The organism is Streptomyces sp. NPDC050508 (assembly GCF_040655155.1).
In the GTDB taxonomy this organism is placed as follows: domain Bacteria; phylum Actinomycetota; class Actinomycetes; order Streptomycetales; family Streptomycetaceae; genus Streptomyces.
In genome coordinates, this window is the sequence record NZ_JBFAJJ010000007.1 from 261,764 (window position 1) to 279,382 (window position 17,619).

The 17,619-nt window shown below is 69.2% G+C and carries 21 protein-coding genes and 1 pseudogene; 15 read left to right on the top strand and 7 right to left on the bottom strand.

Features of this window, described 5'->3' with window-relative positions; translation table 11 throughout:
- Positions 1-155: 155 nt before the first annotated feature.
- The 3 genes from AB0I69_RS22100 (at position 156) to AB0I69_RS22110 (ending at position 1,489) form a co-directional block, all read left to right on the top strand.
- Positions 156-572 (top strand): hypothetical protein, encoded by a 417-nt coding sequence (locus tag AB0I69_RS22100; RefSeq protein WP_363097330.1) that lies wholly within the window; start codon positions 156-158, stop codon positions 570-572.
- A gap of 291 nt (positions 573-863) precedes the next feature.
- Positions 864-1,007 carry a hypothetical protein gene (locus tag AB0I69_RS22105; protein ID WP_363097331.1) on the top strand — a complete coding sequence of 48 codons (144 nt, stop codon included), beginning with the start codon at positions 864-866 and terminating at the stop codon, positions 1,005-1,007.
- 20 nt (positions 1,008-1,027) lie between these two features.
- Complete coding sequence (locus AB0I69_RS22110; RefSeq protein ID WP_363097512.1) at positions 1,028-1,489, top strand: protein phosphatase; 462 nt, start codon at positions 1,028-1,030, stop codon at positions 1,487-1,489.
- Here the strand turns inward: AB0I69_RS22110 and AB0I69_RS22115 are convergent.
- The 3 genes and pseudogenes from AB0I69_RS22115 to bla all read right to left on the bottom strand — a co-directional run bounded on the left by AB0I69_RS22115 (position 1,463) and on the right by bla (position 2,807).
- The gene (locus AB0I69_RS22115; RefSeq protein WP_363097332.1) at positions 1,463-1,663 is read right to left on the bottom strand and encodes a hypothetical protein; all 201 of its coding nucleotides are present in this window, start codon (positions 1,661-1,663) and stop codon (positions 1,463-1,465) included. The genes AB0I69_RS22110 and AB0I69_RS22115 overlap by 27 nt on opposite strands.
- 31 nt (positions 1,664-1,694) lie before the next feature.
- A pseudogene (locus AB0I69_RS22120) lies at positions 1,695-1,874 on the bottom strand (methyltransferase domain-containing protein); the annotation flags it as partial.
- Entirely contained in the window at positions 1,875-2,807 is a 933-nt protein-coding gene (bla, locus tag AB0I69_RS22125) for a class A beta-lactamase (protein WP_363097513.1), read from the bottom strand.
- Between the two features lie 129 nt (positions 2,808-2,936).
- On the opposite strand from bla, the gene AB0I69_RS22130 reads away from it, so the two are divergent.
- Positions 2,937-4,094: an abortive phage infection protein gene (locus tag AB0I69_RS22130; protein ID WP_363097333.1), complete on the top strand. Its 1,158-nt coding sequence runs from the start codon at positions 2,937-2,939 to the stop codon at positions 4,092-4,094.
- Here AB0I69_RS22130 and AB0I69_RS22135 read toward each other — a convergent pair.
- Positions 4,040-4,513 carry an N-acetyltransferase gene (locus AB0I69_RS22135; RefSeq protein ID WP_363097334.1) on the bottom strand — a complete coding sequence of 158 codons (474 nt, stop codon included), beginning with the start codon at positions 4,511-4,513 and terminating at the stop codon, positions 4,040-4,042. The genes AB0I69_RS22130 and AB0I69_RS22135 overlap by 55 nt on opposite strands.
- Positions 4,514-4,665: 152 nt before the next feature.
- On the opposite strand from AB0I69_RS22135, the gene AB0I69_RS22140 reads away from it, so the two are divergent.
- From AB0I69_RS22140 to AB0I69_RS22165, 6 genes are all read left to right on the top strand, one after another.
- Complete coding sequence (locus AB0I69_RS22140) at positions 4,666-5,445, top strand: SCO2525 family SAM-dependent methyltransferase (RefSeq protein WP_363097335.1); 780 nt, start codon at positions 4,666-4,668, stop codon at positions 5,443-5,445.
- A 12-nt stretch (positions 5,446-5,457) separates the two neighbouring features.
- Positions 5,458-7,299 (top strand): SCO2524 family protein, encoded by a 1,842-nt coding sequence (locus tag AB0I69_RS22145; RefSeq protein WP_363097336.1) that lies wholly within the window; start codon positions 5,458-5,460, stop codon positions 7,297-7,299.
- Positions 7,300-7,302: 3 nt separating this feature from the next.
- Positions 7,303-8,220, top strand: coding sequence for an SCO2523 family variant P-loop protein (locus tag AB0I69_RS22150; RefSeq protein WP_363097337.1), 918 nt, complete (start codon positions 7,303-7,305; stop codon positions 8,218-8,220).
- The gene (locus AB0I69_RS22155) at positions 8,217-9,200 is read left to right on the top strand and encodes an SCO2522 family protein (RefSeq protein ID WP_363097338.1); all 984 of its coding nucleotides are present in this window, start codon (positions 8,217-8,219) and stop codon (positions 9,198-9,200) included. Before AB0I69_RS22150 ends, AB0I69_RS22155 begins: the two co-directional genes overlap by 4 nt.
- Position 9,201: 1 nt before the next feature.
- Positions 9,202-10,170 (top strand): SCO2521 family protein, encoded by a 969-nt coding sequence (locus AB0I69_RS22160; protein WP_363097339.1) that lies wholly within the window; start codon positions 9,202-9,204, stop codon positions 10,168-10,170.
- A 151-nt stretch (positions 10,171-10,321) separates the two neighbouring features.
- A complete protein-coding gene (locus AB0I69_RS22165; protein ID WP_363097340.1) occupies positions 10,322-11,209 on the top strand; it encodes a DUF6879 family protein in 888 nt (295 codons plus the stop codon).
- A gap of 2 nt (positions 11,210-11,211) precedes the next feature.
- Here the strand turns inward: AB0I69_RS22165 and AB0I69_RS22170 are convergent, their stop codons facing one another.
- Positions 11,212-12,048, bottom strand: coding sequence for an ABC transporter permease (locus AB0I69_RS22170; RefSeq protein WP_363097341.1), 837 nt, complete (start codon positions 12,046-12,048; stop codon positions 11,212-11,214).
- Positions 12,045-12,959 (bottom strand): ATP-binding cassette domain-containing protein, encoded by a 915-nt coding sequence (locus AB0I69_RS22175; protein WP_363097342.1) that lies wholly within the window; start codon positions 12,957-12,959, stop codon positions 12,045-12,047. Before AB0I69_RS22175 ends, AB0I69_RS22170 begins: the two co-directional genes overlap by 4 nt.
- A 133-nt stretch (positions 12,960-13,092) precedes the next feature.
- On the opposite strand from AB0I69_RS22175, the gene AB0I69_RS22180 reads away from it, so the two are divergent.
- The 5 genes from AB0I69_RS22180 to AB0I69_RS22200 all read left to right on the top strand — a co-directional run bounded on the left by AB0I69_RS22180 (position 13,093) and on the right by AB0I69_RS22200 (position 17,096).
- Complete coding sequence (locus AB0I69_RS22180; RefSeq protein WP_363097343.1) at positions 13,093-14,295, top strand: sensor histidine kinase; 1,203 nt, start codon at positions 13,093-13,095, stop codon at positions 14,293-14,295.
- Positions 14,292-14,948 carry a response regulator transcription factor gene (locus tag AB0I69_RS22185; RefSeq protein ID WP_363097344.1) on the top strand — a complete coding sequence of 219 codons (657 nt, stop codon included), beginning with the start codon at positions 14,292-14,294 and terminating at the stop codon, positions 14,946-14,948. Before AB0I69_RS22180 ends, AB0I69_RS22185 begins: the two co-directional genes overlap by 4 nt.
- 269 nt (positions 14,949-15,217) lie before the next feature.
- The gene (locus AB0I69_RS22190) at positions 15,218-15,433 is read left to right on the top strand and encodes a hypothetical protein (protein ID WP_363097345.1); all 216 of its coding nucleotides are present in this window, start codon (positions 15,218-15,220) and stop codon (positions 15,431-15,433) included.
- Between the two features lie 41 nt (positions 15,434-15,474).
- Entirely contained in the window at positions 15,475-16,224 is a 750-nt protein-coding gene (gene recO / locus AB0I69_RS22195; protein WP_363097346.1) for a DNA repair protein RecO, read from the top strand.
- 20 nt (positions 16,225-16,244) lie between these two features.
- Complete coding sequence (locus AB0I69_RS22200) at positions 16,245-17,096, top strand: isoprenyl transferase (RefSeq protein ID WP_363097347.1); 852 nt, start codon at positions 16,245-16,247, stop codon at positions 17,094-17,096.
- An 80-nt stretch (positions 17,097-17,176) separates the two neighbouring features.
- Here the strand turns inward: AB0I69_RS22200 and AB0I69_RS22205 are convergent, their stop codons facing one another.
- Positions 17,177-17,587, bottom strand: a complete 411-nt coding sequence (locus AB0I69_RS22205) for a transcriptional repressor (protein ID WP_363097348.1) — start codon at positions 17,585-17,587, stop codon at positions 17,177-17,179.
- Positions 17,588-17,619: the final 32 nt, after the last annotated feature.

Below are 17,619 nucleotides of genomic sequence, written 5' to 3' on the forward strand. Positions count from 1 at the left end.
TCATCTGTCCGCGAGCCGTGAGCCGCGGGCGAGGTCCCGGCACTCCCGGGCGGATCGCCCGGCCACCGGAGGACCGGTGCCTCAAGACGGCGCGCGGCAGGGCGCCCCAGGCTGGCGGTCAGACAACAGCAGACCACCGACCAAGGAGCATCCACATGGCTTCCGGAACATTCCAGTCGCTTCCCGTACCGCCTTCCGCACTCGACGGACGCATCAGCGCCGTCGTCGTCGATTCCGGCGGCGCCCCCGCCGACGTCGTCACCAAGGGGACCCCGCTGACCGTGGAGGTCGAGTGGACCGTCACCGGCTTCCTCGTTCCGCTGCTGGGCGGTTCCTGGAGCCTGAAGGTCGTCGTCGACCAGGTCGGCGGAGCCAACGACTTCTCGTTCCCGAACCCGCCCACGCTCATCCCCCTGACCGGCGGTTCCGACTACAGGCAGATCATCGCCCTGCCCGTTCTCACCGAGGGGATCTACATCGTGGCCGTCTCCCTCACCTACCTGAACCCGGCGGGCACCGCCGCGTCGCTCGGTGGCTACGTCAACGTCGGCACGGTCAACATGCTGCCCTGACGGTGCCATCGGTCCCATCGTCCGGCACCGGTCGTCGCAACCGTCACGGGGGAACGGTTCCGACGGTCGGTGCCGGTGCGCGTACGACGCGGCGCATGTCCGGGGAGCCGAGGAACAGTCGGATACAGCGCGAGGTCGTCCAGCTGATCCTCGACCGCACACTCCCGCCCGGTGCGCCGCTGCCCACCGAGGCCGAACTGATGGAAGACCTCGGCATCGTGGAGATCAGACACGGCTACGGCACCTACGTCGGCCGGGCCTCGCTGACCCCGCTCGCCGACGGCCTCATCCGTGAGGGCCGACCCGGCCGAGCGCCTCGACACGCTGATCGCCCACGTCCCCGAGTTCCAGTTCGGCGACGAGGCGAGGGACGTGATGCGATGGGCGGCGAGCGCAGTGCTGGAGAAGGCGCTACGCGAGGCACCGGACGAGTGAGACGAGATCGGATGAGTGAGATGAGAGAGGCGTGGGACGCGCGGGACGCGGGTGTCCTACGGCTGCCCTCCGGCCTCCTGTTCCGAGGCCGCGGCCTGCGCCGCCCGCTCTCGGCCGACGGCCCGCTCCCGACGTACGGCGTGTATCTGCTCGGCGGCCCACCGCCCCAACTCGCCTGGGAGACACGCTGGTTGCGCTGGCCGGACTTCCGGCTGCCCGCCGACCGCACCGAGGCCCGCACGGTCCTGACCGACGCCTGGCACCGGGCCCGCACCGAGCGCGTCGAGATCGCCTGCGCCGGCGGCCGGGGCCGCACGGGCACCGCGCTCGCCTGCCTGGCGGTCCTCGACGGCGTACCGCCGCGCGATGCGGTCGCCTACGTCCGCGCCCACTACGACCGGCACGCGGTGGAGACGCCGTGGCAGCGGCGGTACGTACGACGGTTCGGGCAGTTGTCAGACTCGGCGCGCCCGGAAGCGTAGGCCGCCGCTCTCCGGGTGCAGGTCGACCGCCACGTCCGTGAAGCCCGCCCGCTCCAGCCGGGCCGGGAGCGTTGCCGGATCGAGGGTGTTCATCGTGTCCCGGAAGTGCAGCAGCCGGAAGCGCAGACTCGGCTGACTGTCGCTGCCGGCGAAGGTGCCGCCGGGGCGCAGCACGCGGCACGTGGTGCAGCATCGTGAAACAGACGACCGAGTCGAACGCCCCGTCGGGCAGCGGCAGTTCGGCGCCGTACGTGTGGAGCACGGTGGCTCGGTCGCCCCATCGGGACTGCAGTAGACGGGCGCTGTCGGCGTCGATCTCGGCGGCGGTGAGGTGGTCGACCCGGTCGACGAGGACGCGGAGGTTGGCGCCGTAGCCCGGGCCGATCTAACTGACAGCTGCTGCCACCAACTTGGCCGTGTCCGCGACCAGTTGGTTGTCGTACGGCGCGTCGGGCAGGGTGGGCTTCGTGGTCAGGACCGCGAGGACGACCGGGTCCCCGGCCTCCGTCCAGGCGATGCCGACGTCGTTGGCGGTGCCGTAGTCGCCGCTGCCCGTCTTGTCGGCGATCGTCCAGGTCGCGGGGAGCCCGGCGCGGAAACGGGCGGCGCTCGTCGTGTTGTTGAGCAGCCAGGTGGTGAGCCGGTCGCGGTCGGGGCGGCGCAGGGCGTCGCCGAGGACGAGCCCGCGGTACAGTCCGCCGATCGCGCGCGGGCTGGTGGTGTCGGTGATCCGGTCCGGTTCGGCCGAGTTCAGTTCGGTCTCCCAGCGGTCGAGCCGGGTGACCCGGTCACCGAGGGAACGGGCGAAGCGGGTGATCGCGGTGGGGCCGCCGACCTCGCGCAGGAGCAGGTTGCCCGCGCCGTTGTCGCTGTAGCGGATCGCTACGTCGGCGAGCTGCTCGACCGTCATGCCGTCGGCCAGATGCGCCCTGGTCCGGTCGGAACCGTCGACCAGATCGGCCTCCGTGTAGTGCACGACCCGGTAGAGGACCTCGCCGTGCCGGTCCAGGTCGCGCAGGACGGCCGCGGCGGCGAGGGTCTTGAAGACCGAGCACATCGGGAAGAGTTCATCGGCGCGGTGCAGGACGGTCTTCTCCGTGCCGAGGTGGTGCGCGAACACGCCCACGCGGGCGCGGTGTTGCTCCTCCAGGACGCTCAGCTCGGTGGTGATATCGGTGCTGCGCGTGTTGTTCGTGCCGTCCGACGCCTGCGCGGTGGGGGCGCCGGTGAGGAGGGTCGCGGCGGTGGCGGCGCCGGCGGTGAGGAGGGTGCGGCGGGTGGCGTTCGTGGCCGTGGGGGTCTTCTCGGGGGCTGGGATCGCGCTCTCCTTCGCTCGGTCTCCGTCAACGATCTCTGCATTGATCGACGCGAGACCTCATACCTTGGTTGCCCCGCCGTAGACCATCGGGCGACGCCGGGCCGGGACCGGGCTCGGCACAGTGGGCGCATGGCGAACACCAAGGGGATCAACAGGGCGCAGTTCCTGACGGGGGCACTGGCACTCGGGACGGCGGGCGCACTGCTGCCGCAGGGACGGGCGGCGGCGCAGGCGACGGATGGCAGGCGCGGACTGCGCCACCGGGGCGTCGTCTACACCGTAGGCGAGGGCGAGACCCCCGCCACCGCCTGGAGCGCCCGCCGTATGCGCGCCGACCTCCGCGCGATCCGCGACGAGCTGCACGCCGACACGGTCGACGTCACCGGCGACGGCGTCGACCGCCTCACCGCGACCGCCGCCGAGGCTGCCGAACTCGGCCTGCACATCTGGCTCCAGCCCACCCTGGGCGACGTACCGGAGCGGGACATCCTCGAACACCTCGCGGAAACCGGCCGGTTCGCGGAACGCCTCCGACGTCAGGGCGCGAGCGTCGACTTCAGCGTGGGCTGCGAGTTCTGGCTGTTCGTACCCGGGATCGTGCCGGGGGCGACGGTCCTGGACCGCGTCCAGAACATCCTGAACGGCACGTTCGACCCGGCGAAGATGCAGCGCAGGCTGGACGCCTTCACCAAGAAGGCGGCGACCCTCGGCCGCTCCGTCTTCCACGGCAACCTCAGTTACGCCGCCGCCCAGGACGACGAGGTCGACTGGACCCTCTTCGACATCGTGGGCATCGACTACTACTCGTACTTCCACCAACCGGCCCACTACGTCCGGGAGTTGCACCGCTACCAACGCTGGGACAAGCCCGTGACCATCACCGAGTTCGGCACCTGCGCGTACAAGGGAGCCGAAAAGACGGCAGGCATGGGCTGGAACGTCGTCGACCACGACAGGAGCCCGGAGGAGATCAAGGGCCACCTGACCCGCAGCGAACACACCCAAGCCGCCTACCTGGTCGACCTGTTGGAGGTCTTCGAGGCGATGGGCCTGTACGGCGCGATGGCCTTCGAGTTCGTGACCCCGGACGCCCCGCACCGAGCCCACGACCCACGACACGACCTCGACATGGCGAGCTACGCGATCACCAAGACGGTCAAGGACCGCCCGGACGACCCGAGTTCGGGGTGGCACTGGGAGCCGAAGGAGGCGTTTCATGCGCTGGCGCGGCACTATGTTGTGAGGTCGCATGTCATGTGGATGCGATGTTCACCAGGCCCGAAGTAGTCCTTTTGGACTTCTCCTCTCTGGACGAACTTGAGATCCTGGTAGAGGGAGACGGCCGGGCCGTTGTCGGGATCGACGGTGAGCCTGACCTCGTGCACGTCCTCGGAGCGTAGTCGGTTCAGTATCGCCACCATCAGGCGGCGACCCAGCCCGTTGCCCCGCAGGTTCCGGGTGACACCGAGGCTGAGTATCAGACTGAGGCCGGCATCGGGCGGAGTCGCGAGGACGTACCCGTACAGGATGTGCCCGTCGTCAAGTACCAGGAAACGGTCGCCGCACAGGTCGAAGAGCTGGCGCAGGACGTAGAAGGGGTAAGGCTCCGTCGGAAACGCCTCCGCGTCGAGGCGCAGGAGTGCGGACAGGTCGTTCTCGGCGGCGGACCGGACACACAGCGGCATCCCGTCAGGATTGAGCGGCATCCGACCAGGATTGCCTGTCGTACCAGGGCTTTTCAAGGGCTGGGATCGATGCCTGGGGGCGTATTGCCGCCATGCGCCCCCCATGCATCCGTGCTTGTCGCATGGCGCGGGAAAGAGGGTCCCTCCGATCGGTGATGTTGATACCGTGGGGCATGGATTCGAGATCACCGGGGACTCCTCCGCTGCTGAACGCGGACGCACTTTGGGACGAATTCGACCCAGCGGACTACATCAGTCACAACTATTCCACAGTGCTCTCCGTCGATGCGAAGATCATCGCCATAGTCCGTGATCATTTCAGTGATCATTTCTCTCGTTATCCGGGCCGCCCGGTCCGGGGTATCGACGTGGGTGCCGGAGCCAATCTCTATCCGGCTCTCGCGATGTTGCCCTGGTGTGAGGAAATCACCCTGCTCGACCGGTCGAAGCAGAACGTGGGCTACCTCAGGAAACAATTGGACTCCTACGACGGGAACTGGGACGCGTTCTGGCATGAGCTGTGCCGGAACGACGGGTACGCCGCGTACCCCCATGATCCGAGGGCGAGGTTCAAGCGGATCGCCCGGGTCGAACCGGGTGATCTCTTTGATCTGGCGGGGCGTCGGGCACGCTGGGCTCTCGGCACCATGTTCTTCGTCGCGGAATCTCTCTCCACCTCCCACGACGAGTTCCGGCGGGCAGCGAAGTGTTTTCTTCGCTGTCTTGAGCCCGGTGCACCGTTCGCCGCCGCTTTCATGGAGCATTCCAGGGGGTATGAAGTTGGCGGTAGGAAATTTCCCGCCTGTAATGTGAGCCGGTCGCAGATTTACGACAGCCTGGCGAGCCACGCAGAAAAGCTGCAGGCGTTCCGGGTGGGCGAGCAGGACGAGGTGCGCAAGGGATACACATCGATGATCGTGGCCCACGGATTTCGGAGTGCGGAGATTTCCTGAGGGGGGAAGGCGATGCAAATCAAGCCACGTCAGCACCTGCTGGACATCTGGCAGGCGGTCGCCCGCCACTCCTTCGACGGCGGTGAGTGGACGTGGGGAAAGTGGGGCGGAGAGAGCAGCGTCGCCGACGCGGAGCGCCTGCTCTGCCTGCTGTACCCGGCGACCGAACTGCCGTCGTTCCGGCTGGACGACCCCGACACCACGTTGAGTGACGTCCAGCAGACGCTGAAGCGGGCGGGCGGACGGCTGGAGATCCCGGCCAACCTCGTCACAGCGGCGGTCGAGTTCATGCGCACCCACACCGACGACAAGAGGCCCACGTTCGCGGGCGGTTACTACTTCCAGTCCCGGGACAAGGAGCAGGACCTCACCGAGGAGCAGCGTCAACTCGGCGTCACCGACTCGTTTTCCATGTCGATCACCCTCTGTCTCGCGCTGCTTGGCTTCCTCAAGGTCTACGAGTCCAAGACCCGCCGCGCCGACATGCAGGAGACGATCGGGGAACTGAAGACCGCGACCAGCAACCGGCTCACCGCCGCCATGGTCAGCCTGCTGCGCTCGTTCACGGTCAACGTCTACGATGCCGACTCCTCCCAAGGCCAGACGCTCTGCGAACTCCTCGGCCAGGGGCAGTTGTCGCAGCGTCAGGTGCTGGAGAAGTTCCAGCGGCGGTTCAGGCCGCTGCGTGCCGCCATCATCGAGAGCTTCATCCTCGGCCTCGACGTCCAGGAGGCCCTCAAGGACGAGAGCCAGCTCTTCGAGTGCGGCTGGGCCTGGAGCCTGGTGCGGGACGCGCCCGAGGTGGCGACCGAGGAGCCCATCGGGCCGCAGCCCGTCGGCGTCGCCAACCCGGTGCCGTACCTCTATTTCACGGTGGTCGCGCTCGACGGCATCCAGGACCTCTTCTCGGACCGCACCCTGACCCTGGGCCTGCTCAATGCCGAACAGCAGAAGCTCGCTGAGGCGTTGCGGCTGCGGTGGGAGATCACCCAGCAGTACTGGTCGCGCATCGCCCGCTTCGACCGCGACCGCTGGCCGCTGGAGGACATCCCCTGGCGTACGACGGGACAGAAGCTGGAGTCCGAGTACTTCTCCCTCTCCGTCGCCGCCATTCTCGTGCACGACCTGATGCGCCGCCGGGCCACCGACGACGACCTGACCCGCACCGTCCGCGTTATGGAGCGCCTCGCCGAACGTGGCCGTATCACCAGCCGGATGACGCGCGACGACCCCATGATCCAGCTGCACAACCCCGGCGTCACCCTGCCGCTCCAGGGCGGCGGCACCATCGGCCCGCCCATGGACTGGACGATGAGCGACTTCTCGGCGCAACTGCTCAAGCGAACAGTCCAGTTGTGCACACTCTCCCGCAACCTCTCCGCGCACGACCGGCTGCTCAGGCTGGCCGAGGACATCTTCGGCCATGTGTGGCGCCGCCGGATGGGCGAGGGTGAAGGCGTCGGCCTGTGGGACAACGTGCACGCCATCTACCCGGAAACCGCCCTCACCGAGGGGGCGGTGTCCTGGAGCATCACCGAGCGGGTCACCGAGGTGATGGTCCAGGTCCACAACATGTACGCCCAGCCCCCGATCCGCAGCCTCGAACTGACGGAACTCGCAAGGGCGTTGCTCAGCGAGTCCACCCACCTCCTCGGCAACGAACAGATGGCACCCGCGCCGAACTCCGACGGAAAACGCGGCATGCAACTCAGGGGAATCGAGGTCAAGCTGCGCCGCGCCCGCGCCCTGGTCGACGAACAGCCAGGCACTGCCTACTCATTGACGCTCGACGTGTTGGGTCAGCTCGACGCACTCGCCCGCGCCCGCGAAGCCGCCTCGGTCCAAGGAGGGTGAGCCGTGCTGATCTTCGCGGCCTCCGACAAGGGAGGCACGGGCCGCTCCGTGACCAGCGCCAACCTCGCCTACCAGCGGGCACTGATGGGGGACGACGTCTGCTACCTGGACTTCGACTTCGGTTCGCCCACCGCCTCGGCCGTCTTCGACGTGCCCGAGGCCCGCCGGGCCGCCGAGGACCGCGGCCTGCACTCCTATCTCATAGGCGAGAACAGCGAACCGATCAGGTTCGACGTCTGGGCCGACACCGAACACCGGGTGCTGCGCAACCAGCCACCCGGAGCAGGCCGGCTGATCCTGATGCCGGGTGACCTCAGCGGCGGCGAGTTCGCCACCTCCGGGGACAACCTGCGCCGCTGCGTGGACCTGCTGCTGCGCCTCAACGGCGAGTTCGACCTGATCATCGTCGACCTCAGCGCCGGCCGCAGCTACGCCGTCGACATGGCCCTGGCGGTCACCGCGCAGCGGCAGATGAGCGGTGTCGACGCCCGCTGGCTGGTCTTCCACCGCTGGACCCGCCAGCATGTGGAGGCTGCCGCGAGTCTGGTCTTCGGCAAGCGAGGCATCGTCGCCGGCGGTGTCGCCCGCGGGCACGACGAGGACGCCCTGCGCGGCGCCATCCGCTTCGTCCGGGGCGCCGTACCCGATCCCGCTTCGATGCTGTGGTCGCAGGTCTCGCCCACCCAGTCGGCGTGGATGGAGGAGTGCGACGCCGAACTCAAGCAGCTCGCCTCCCACCACGGCGTCGGCTACAGCCAGGTTCTCGGCGTCGTGCCGTTCGAGCCGGTTCTGCAGTGGCGTGAGCAGCTCATCACCGATGAGGACGTGCTCGACAGTCAGATCGCTGCAGTGGAGACCTGGCAGGCGTTGCGCGACCTGGCCGCGCGGCTGACCGACGACAAGTACTGGGAGCAGGCGTGACCGAGGCCGTTTTCCGGGAGACCACCGCTGAGCCACGCACACAGTCCGTGCCCCTGGCCCACCTCTCGTTGGAGTTGGGCCACCTCTACATGGAGGACTTCGAGGCGGGCCCCGAGCGGCTGCGCGAGCACTTTGCCGAGGTACGGATCTGGGTGGACGCGGCACGCGCCTCCGCCGCCCGCCGGATCGGCGGCAAACGCCCCCGCATCAGCACCTGCTTCCTGATCGACGACTACTTCACCCGCTTCTCCACCCCCGCCGAACTCGTCCCGCTGGTCCTCGAAGAGGCCGAGAAGGCCGGGCTCGTCATCGACTACCTGGCCCGTGAGTCGGGCTGCGCGGTCGCCGACCGGATCGAGCTGGCCGAGTCCGTCATGCACCGCCTGGTGGAGTCGCCGCCACCGGGCAGCCACGGCTCGCGCCCGCCGGTCAGCCAGACCGGCTGGCTCGCCAACGGACAGCGCACCACCCCCACCCGCAGCGCCCTGGCCGAGATCATCACCTGGCAGCCGCCACGAGAGGCCGCGGCCCGCAACCACTCGGTCTTCATGGACGTCGAGTTGTGGTCCGAGACGGACCGGGGGCGCCTGTGGTCCTGCCCGTTTCTCGCGGCCGTATGGCAGTTGGCCCGCCTCGGTCTGCTACGGCACCTGGGCGAGCCCGTGCTGGTCCCGCGGCAGTGGACCGGCGGGGACCTCCCGCGCGACTGGGACCGGCTGCCGCCGCTGCTCAAACTGAACGACTCCCGGATCTCCTTCAGCGCGTACCGCACCTGCACGCTGCTGCCGAACCGGTTCCTCGCAGTCGAGGACGCGGTACGGCTCATCCTCGACCAGATAGACGTGGACTCCGGAGCGCTCGAACAGGTGGCCAAGCGGTCCGCGGGTGAAGGCGTCGCGGTACCGGAGGCGGTCGCGCAGCGCGCCACGTACGTGTTCTACGAGGAGCCCGCCAACTCCGTGTCACACGAGGGGACTTGACATGACGACCCCCGGACGGCCCGCGCGTTCGGTCCTCGCCTGCGGCGAGGTGCGCACCTGTCTGCTGCCGTCCTTCCAGGCGCTGGACGGCAGGGCCGCAGCCCAACTGCTGAGGCTGCGCGCCGACGAACACGTCCGGGTCTCGGAGCGGCCCAATCTGTACGCCCTCTCGCCCGAGGTACTGACGGGCGTGGACTGCCGGCTGCCCACCTCGAACGGCGCCAAGGTACGGGCTGTCGGCACGGTGGCCGCCCGCGCGGCACTCACCGAGGGGCGTGTCCTGCAGTCCACCGCCTACTTCAGTGCCCCGGCCGACGGCCCCGACGTGCGCCGTCCCTGGGGGCACTACCTCGTCCGGCCCGGCGTGGTCGAGCCGTTCGGGAGGCTGCCCGAACAGGCCACCGCAGAAGGCGCGTTGCGCGGGGGAGGGCGCGGCGAACTGGACCTGGGAATGATCGCCGAGGGGCTGCTGGCACAGTTGGTGCGACATCCGCTCCTCGACCACAAGGCGCCCTTCAAGTCCCGGCGCACATACCTGCGTTGGGCCGCGCGACGGACGTCCGAGGCCGAGGGTCCGTCGCTGGACCGCTTCACGTTGGCCGAGGACGGGCTGCGCACCGTCGAGCTGCGGGTGCCGGAGAGCGTTCCGGGCGCCGCAGTCGCGGGGCTGTGCGAAGACCTCGCGCTGCACGACTGGCTTCTGACGACGGTGGTCCACATGCTGGAGAACAGTCGGCTCGGTGCGGCGGACGGGCCCGCAGCGGTTTTGGTGCTGCGCCCGGCCGTCGACCATCTGCTGCATCTGTGGATGCCACGTGCGCACGTCGACCGCACGCTGAGCCCCCTGTGGGACGTGCTCGAAGGGGACCCCGGCTTCACCCGGCAGTGGCAGACCCTGGTCCGGCGCATCCGTGACCAACTGGCCGTCCAGGCCATACCGTTGTTGCACAAGGCTCTGGCGCCGCACTGACCGGAACAAGTCCAGCGAATGATCCTGCGGGGGAGAGACAGACATGGACGGAGCGTCCGGGACACCGAGTCCGGCGCCGGCGGGGGGTGTACGCATACCTCCTGTCCTGCTGAAGACACTGGTCACCTTTGTCGTGGCGACCATCGCGTACGTGATCACCAACCTGATCAACCAGTCGCAGGACGAGCTGTGGAAACTCGCCGTCTCCATCGTCATCGGCGGTGCCGCGCTCATCGTCCAGTACATGATCGACTTCGAGCGACGGCTGGCGTCGGTGGAGCGTGGCCAGCTGTTCCAGAGTGGAGACATCCGGGAGGCGCTGGCCGCGCATCACCGCGAGATGAAGGGCATGGTCCAGGAGAAGTTCCAGCAGGTCGGCGATGTGACCAAACTCTTCAGTGAGTTGGAGCGGTCGGGGATGGGCGCCGAGCAGGTGCGGCGGCTGGTCCAGAGTGCCACGCTGTTGGGGGACCAGGGCCCGGAGATCGCGAGGGCTTTCGCACGGGGCGAGATGGACCGCCTCGCCGTGTTCGTGGAGGACCTGGCCACCAAGGTCGTGAGCTGGCCGGGAGACCCCAATGAACAGCTCGTGCGCCTCACCGGCCATGCAACGGGGAGTATCGACGCCACCAGTACGTTCGAAGACGTGGCCTATTGGGACACCCCGGATGCGCAAGGCTATCTTCAGGTGCAGAAGTACGCGATCGAGCGACGCGGTGTGAAGGTGCGGCGTCTGTTCATTGTGGCAAGCACCGATGACGTCAACGAAAAGCTGCTGGGGATCCGCCACTCTCAAAGAAAATTGGGTATAGAGACGCGAGTTGCGGTTCTGTCTCAGCTGCCGCCCGGCGTCGGACTCCGCGGGCGGCGAGACTTCATGATCTTCGACGATGAACTGTACTTCGAGATGAACTCGGACGTGGCGGGGCAGGAGGCCAGAAGCGAACTGAACGCACGGAGGTCTCGGGTGACGGAGCAGATCGCACAGTTCAACCAGCTGTGGGAGGCGAGTCCGCCCGACCTTCCGAGCCTCCCCTGACGTCACACGTCCCGCCGGCCCACAACCCCCACCGCGACCACGGCCGCGACCCCCGCCCACACCGCGAACACGACCCACGCCCCCGCGACGGTCGACGGGTAGCGGTGGGCCAATGCGTAGGGCATGTGGCCGTAGTCGACCTGGACTAGGCGGCCCCAGGCGTTGAACGGCAGTGCGTTCCGGATGCAGGCCGTCCAGTGGTAGCGCTCGGTGAAGAAGGTGGGCACGAGGAGCAGGAGGCCGGTCGTCAGGACCATCGTCGTGGCGCTGTGCCGGATCAGGACGCCCATGGCCATGCCGACCAGCGCGGACACCGGAGCGAGCAGCGCCGACGCGACGACGACGCGTAGGGCGCCGGGGTGACCGATCGACAGGCCCAGGCCGCGGCCGGACAGGATCGCCTGGGTCACCGCGAAGGAGACGGACGCGACGACCGCGCCGTACGCCGTGATGACCGCCGTCACCACGGTAGCCTTCGCCGAGATCAGGGCCCGGCGGTCCGGCACGGCCGCGAACGTCGTGCGGATCAGCCCTGTCGAGTACTCGCCGACGACCGTGCCTGCGCCGACGCTCGCCGCCGTCAGGATGAGGATCATCGCGGCGCCGTTGGTGAAGGCGTCGGACAGCGCGTTGCCCGCGAAGTGGGCCCGCATCACCGTGTCGTAGCGCGGATAGTCGGCGTAGTCGGCGCGGGCCGCGTTCGCGTTGAAGGCGATCACGACGAGGGCGCTGACGCCGAGCGCCCAGTAAGTGGAGCGCAGGGAACGGAGTTTGAGCCACTCGGCGGCCAGCAGGTCGGCGAAGCGCGGGGCGGGCACAGCCATGGTCGCTGTCGTCATCGGGAGTCTCCGGCGAGGTATTCGACGCTGTCGGCGGTCAGTTCCATGAAGGCCGCCTCCAGGGAGGCGTGCTCGGTCGTCAACTCCCGGAGGAGGAAGTGGTGTTCGTGTGCCAGCTCGCCGACGCGGCCGGCGCTCACCCCGCTGACCTTCAGGGTCTCCTCGTCGTGCGGCGCCACCGTCGCGCCCTCCGACGCGAGTACGGCCGCCAGCGCGCCCGCGTTTGGTGTCCGCACCGTCACCGTCGGTGCCGTACCGCGCGCGGCGAAGGCGACGAGGCTCTCGGCGGCGATCAGCTCGCCCTTGCCGATGACGACGAGCTGGTCGGCCGTGTTCTCCATCTCGGACATCAGATGGCTGGAGACGAAGACCGTACGGCCCTCCCCGGCCAGCTTCCTGAACAGCCCCCGCACCCACAACACCCCTTCCGGATCAAGCCCGTTGAGCGGCTCGTCGAAGAGGAGGACGGGCGGGTCGCCGAGCAGGGCGGTCGCGATGCCGAGCCGCTGCTTCATGCCGAGCGAGTACCCGCCGATCCGGCGCCGGGCCGCCGCCCCGGCGAGCCCCACTTCGGTGAGCACCTCCTCCACCCGCCCGGCGGCGATCCGGTTGCTCCGGGCCAGTGCCCGCAGATGCGCCCGCGCCGACCGCCCGCCGTGCACATCACCCGCGTCGAGCAGCGCGCCGACGTGGCGCAGGCCGCGCGGATGCCGGCGGAAGTCGTGCCCGCTGACGGTGGCGGTGCCGGCGGTCGGCTCGGCAAGTCCCAGCAGCATCCGAAGAGTTGTGGTCTTGCCCGCGCCGTTCGGGCCGAGGAAGCCGGTGACATGGCCGGGCCGGACCGTGAAGGAGAGTTCGCGTACGGCGGTGGTGGGGCCGTACCTCTTCGTGAGTTCGTTGACTTCGATCACGGCACCACGGTTGCGCGGGCGGCCGGTCCGGGGCATCGCCCCGCCGGTGACACTCGTACGGTCGCGCTGTCGACCCTGGTTGTACGTCTCCGGGCGGATGACCGCGCCCGCCCCGAGCTCCTACGATCGCGACATGCCCGCCACCCCGCAGCTGCCCCTGCTCAAGCGCGTACCGCCGGGCGCCTGGGTGGGCGTGCCGTGGATCTACGGCACGCTGTTCGCGATCCGCCCGTTCCTCGGCCTCCCCTACATGCCGACGAACCCCTTTCCGCCCCTCCCCGCCGGCTGGCTGCTCATCGGACTGGGCACCGTGCTCGCCGTCCTCGGCTGCCGACTGTTGCGCCTCATGCCGCTGTCGGCGTTCGGGATGGTGGTCGCGGGGACGTACGCCGTGACGCTCGGACTGAACGGGCTCACCCTCGGACTCGTCCACTACGGGGCGATCGACATCGCCGTCGGCTGGATCGTCGCGACCTCCACCCGAAGCCGGGGCCTTGCCGCGCTGGCCCTGGCGATCGCGATCCTGCCCGCCTACGAACTCACCCGGACCGGCCTCGGCCGCCCCCTCCAACTTCCGCACAGCTTGGACCGCGGGGACTGGCAGGCCTGGGCGGCGCTCGCCCTCACGGCTGTCGTCGCCTGGCTGATCGGCAACTCCGTGCGGCAGAGCCGCGCGTACGCCGAGCGGCTCACCACCCAGGCCGCGACGCAGGCCGTCACCGCCGAACGCCTGCGTATCGCCCGGGAGATGCACGACACCGTCGCCCACAGCATCGGCATCATCGCTCTCCAGGCGGGCGCGGCGGCCCGGGTCGCCACCACCCAGCCGGAGGCCGCGCGGGAGGCGATGCGGGCCGTGGAGACCGAGGGGCGCGAGACCCTCGCCGGGCTGCGCCGCATGCTGGTCGCGCTGCGGGCGGCCGACGCGGCGCCTCTGCTGCCCGCCGGTCTCGGGGACGTCGACCGGCTCGCCGCCACGACGACGGCGGCCGGCGTGCGGGTCGACGTGCACCGGCGCGGCCAACCGCGTCAACTCCCGCCAGACATCGACCTGTCGGCGTTCCGCATCGTCCAGGAGTCCGTCACCAACGTCGTACGGCACGCGGGCACCCGGACCTGCCGGGTCACCCTCGACTACCGCGAGGACGAACTCGCCCTGGAGGTCACCGACGAGGGCCGGGGCCACGGCACCTCCACCGACACCGGGTTCGGTCTGGCCGGGATGCGCGAGCGAGTCGCCCTGTTGCAGGGGGAGTTCACGGCGGCACCGCGTCCGGAGGGCGGCTTCCGGGTGGCGGCGCGACTGCCGGTACCGGCGGAGACGGCCGCCCGATGACGGTCCGCGTTGTCCTGGCCGACGACCAGCAGCTCATCCGTACGGCACTGCGGATGGTGATGGCCGACATCGAGGACATCGAGGTCGTCGGAGAGGCGAGCACGGGCGCTGAGGCGGTACGGCTGACGTGGCAACTCGCCCCGGATGTCGTGGTGATGGACATCCGTATGCCGGGGATGGACGGCATCGAGGCGACGAGCACGATCACCGCGGGTTCCTCGGCGGCCCGGGTGGTCGTCCTCACCACCTTCGACGACGACGATTACGTCTACGGCGCGCTGCGCGCGGGCGCGTCCGGGTTCCTGGTCAAGGACATGGCCCTGGACGACATCATCGGCGCGGTACGGGTGGTGGCCGCCGGGGACGCCCTGATCGCCCCGAGCGTGACCCGGCGCCTGATCCACGACTTCGCGTCGTCCCGCCCCGAACCGGCGCGCGCACGCCGGGAGTTGACGGGCATCACAGGGCGCGAACGCGAGGTGCTGACCCTGGTCGGCTCAGGGCTGTCCAACACGGAGATCGCGGCCGAACTGTGCATCAGCGTGGCCACGGCGAAGACCTACCTGACCCGGCTCTTCACCAAACTGGACGCCAGGGACCGCGTCCAGCTGGTGATCCTTGCGTACGAGGCGGGGCTGGTCTCGGCGGGGTGAGCCGGTGGCTGGAGGGCGTTGCGCCCGGCTCCCGAACCCGTCTGCCGTGAACCGTTGGCCATGGCCAACCTCCTTGTGCCGCACCGTACTTGCGGTCGACAGACTCCTGCCGAGTGTAGGGGCGGAAGGGTGCCCCGGAGGCAGGAAGCGTGAAAGTCGAAAGGGGAGGGGAGCCAGGTGGGGGCACACTACTCGGAGGCGGAGGACACCTTGAAGGAATGGTGGTCGGTGCTGTCGGTCGCCGGAATTGTTCGGGTGCGAGGAGTGCGATGAACCCGTCGGTCGGATCGGTCGCCGTGGACACCCGTACCGGGAGAGTGGGCATCGTCATGGGGCATGAAGGTCCTTATGTCCAGCTGCGGCCGTACGGCGGTGGACGGGAGTGGGACGTCGAGCCGGCCGCCGTGCGTGACGCGACCCCGGCCGAGCGGCTGAGCGCGGCGACCGCGTATGCGAACGCTCGCAGTCGTGGTGAGGTGCCTTGAAGCGTCGTGGCGCCGCGGAGCCGTAGGGGACAATGGGCTCCATGAGTCTGTTCCGCGACGACGGCATCGTGCTGCGCACCCAGAAGCTGGGTGAGGCGGACCGGATCATCACGCTGCTCACCCGGGGTCACGGGCGGGTACGCGCCGTGGCGCGCGGGGTGCGGCGGACCAAGTCGAAGTTCGGGGCCCGGCTGGAACCCTTCTCGCATGTGGACGTGCAGTTCTTCGCGCGGGGGAGCGAACTGGTCGGGCGCGGGCTGCCGTTGTGCACACAGAGTGAGACGATCGCTCCGTACGGTGGCGGAATCGTGAGCGACTACGCGCGGTACACCGCCGGTACGGCCATGCTGGAGACGGCCGAGCGGTTCACCGATCACGAGGGCGAGCCCGCCGTACAGCAGTATCTGCTGCTCGTGGGCGGGCTGCGGACGCTGGCCGGTGGGGAGCATGCTCCGCATCTCATCCTCGACGCGTTCCTGCTGCGTTCCCTCGCCGTCAACGGCTATGCGCCAAGCTTCGACGACTGCGCGAAGTGCGGGATGCCGGGGCCGAACCGGTTCTTCTCCGTGGCGTCCGGCGGGGTCGTCTGCCCCGACTGCCGGGTGGCGGGGAGCGTCGTACCCTCACCACAGGCCCTCGAACTGCTCGGTGCGCTGCTCACAGGAGACTGGGAGACGGCGGACGCGTGCGAGGCACGGCATGTGCGGGAGGGGAGCGGGCTGGTGTCCGCCTATCTGCACTGGCATCTGGAACGCGGACTTCGTTCGCTGCGTTACGTAGAGAAGTCGTAGAAAGAGGAGACGAGAAGCACATGGCCGTACGCGGGATCCTGGGGCGCCAGCGGCGCGAGTACACGGCGCCGGAGCCGCACCCGTCGGGGGCCACCGCACCGAAGCTGCCCGGTGAGCTGATCCCGAAGCACGTGGCGATCGTCATGGACGGGAACGGGCGGTGGGCGAAGGAGCGGGGCCTGCCGCGCACCGAGGGCCACAAGGTCGGCGCCGAGCGGGTGTTGGACGTGTTGCAGGGCGGCGTCGAGATGGGCGTCGGCGCGATCTCGCTGTACGCCTTCTCCACCGAGAACTGGAAGCGGTCGCCCGACGAGGTGCGCTTCCTCATGAACTTCAACCGCGACTTCATCCGCAAGACCCGCGACACCCTCGACGAACTCGGCATCCGGGTGCGGTGGGTGGGCCGTATGCCCAAGCTGTGGCGGTCGGTGGCCAAGGAGCTCCAGATCGCCCAGGAGCAGACCAAGAACAACGACGCGCTCACCCTGTACTTCTGCATGAACTACGGAGGGCGGGCCGAAATCGCCGACGCGGCAAGGGCGTTGGCCGAGGATGTGCAGGCGGGCCGGCTCGACCCGGCCAAGGTCGACGAGAAGACCTTCGCCAAGTACATGTACTACCCGGACATGCCCGAGGTCGACCTCTTCCTGCGCCCCAGCGGCGAGCAGCGCACCTCCAACTACCTGATCTGGCAGAGCGCCTACGCCGAGATGGTCTTCCAGGACGTGCTCTGGCCGGACTTCGACCGGCGTGACCTGTGGCGCGCCTGCGTCGAATTCGCCCAGCGGGACCGGCGGTTCGGCGGCGCGGTGCCGAACGAGAAGCTGCTCGCGATGGAGCAGGCGATGCGGGGGCGGCCCGAGGAGGGCTGACCACTACGGCTGGCATCCCGGGGGCTGGGGGCGGCAGCCCCCAGGGGCGGTCACCCCGACCCACCCGCACAACACCCCGGTCAACCTGCGGCGCACTCCGCACAGGTACCGAAGATCTCCACCGTGTGCGCCACGTTCACATACCCGTGTTCCGCCGCGATCGCCTCCGCCCACTTCTCCACGGCGGGCCCTTCCACCTCCACCGCCTTGCCGCACACGCGGCACACGAGGTGGTGGTGATGGTCGCCCGTGGAGCAGCGGCGGTAGACGGACTCGCCGTCGTCGGTGCGCAGGACGTCGACCTCGCCGGCGTCGGCGAGGTTCTGGAGCGTGCGGTAGACCGTGGTCAGTCCCACCGAGTCGCCCTTGTGCTTGAGCATGTCGTGGAGTTCCTGGGCACTGCGGAACTCGTCGACCTCGTCGAGCGCCGCCGCCACGGCGGCACGCTGGCGGGTGGATCGTCCCTTTACGGGCGGACCGGCCGTCGTCACCGTTGCCTCCTCACGTCTGCACTTTGCCGAGC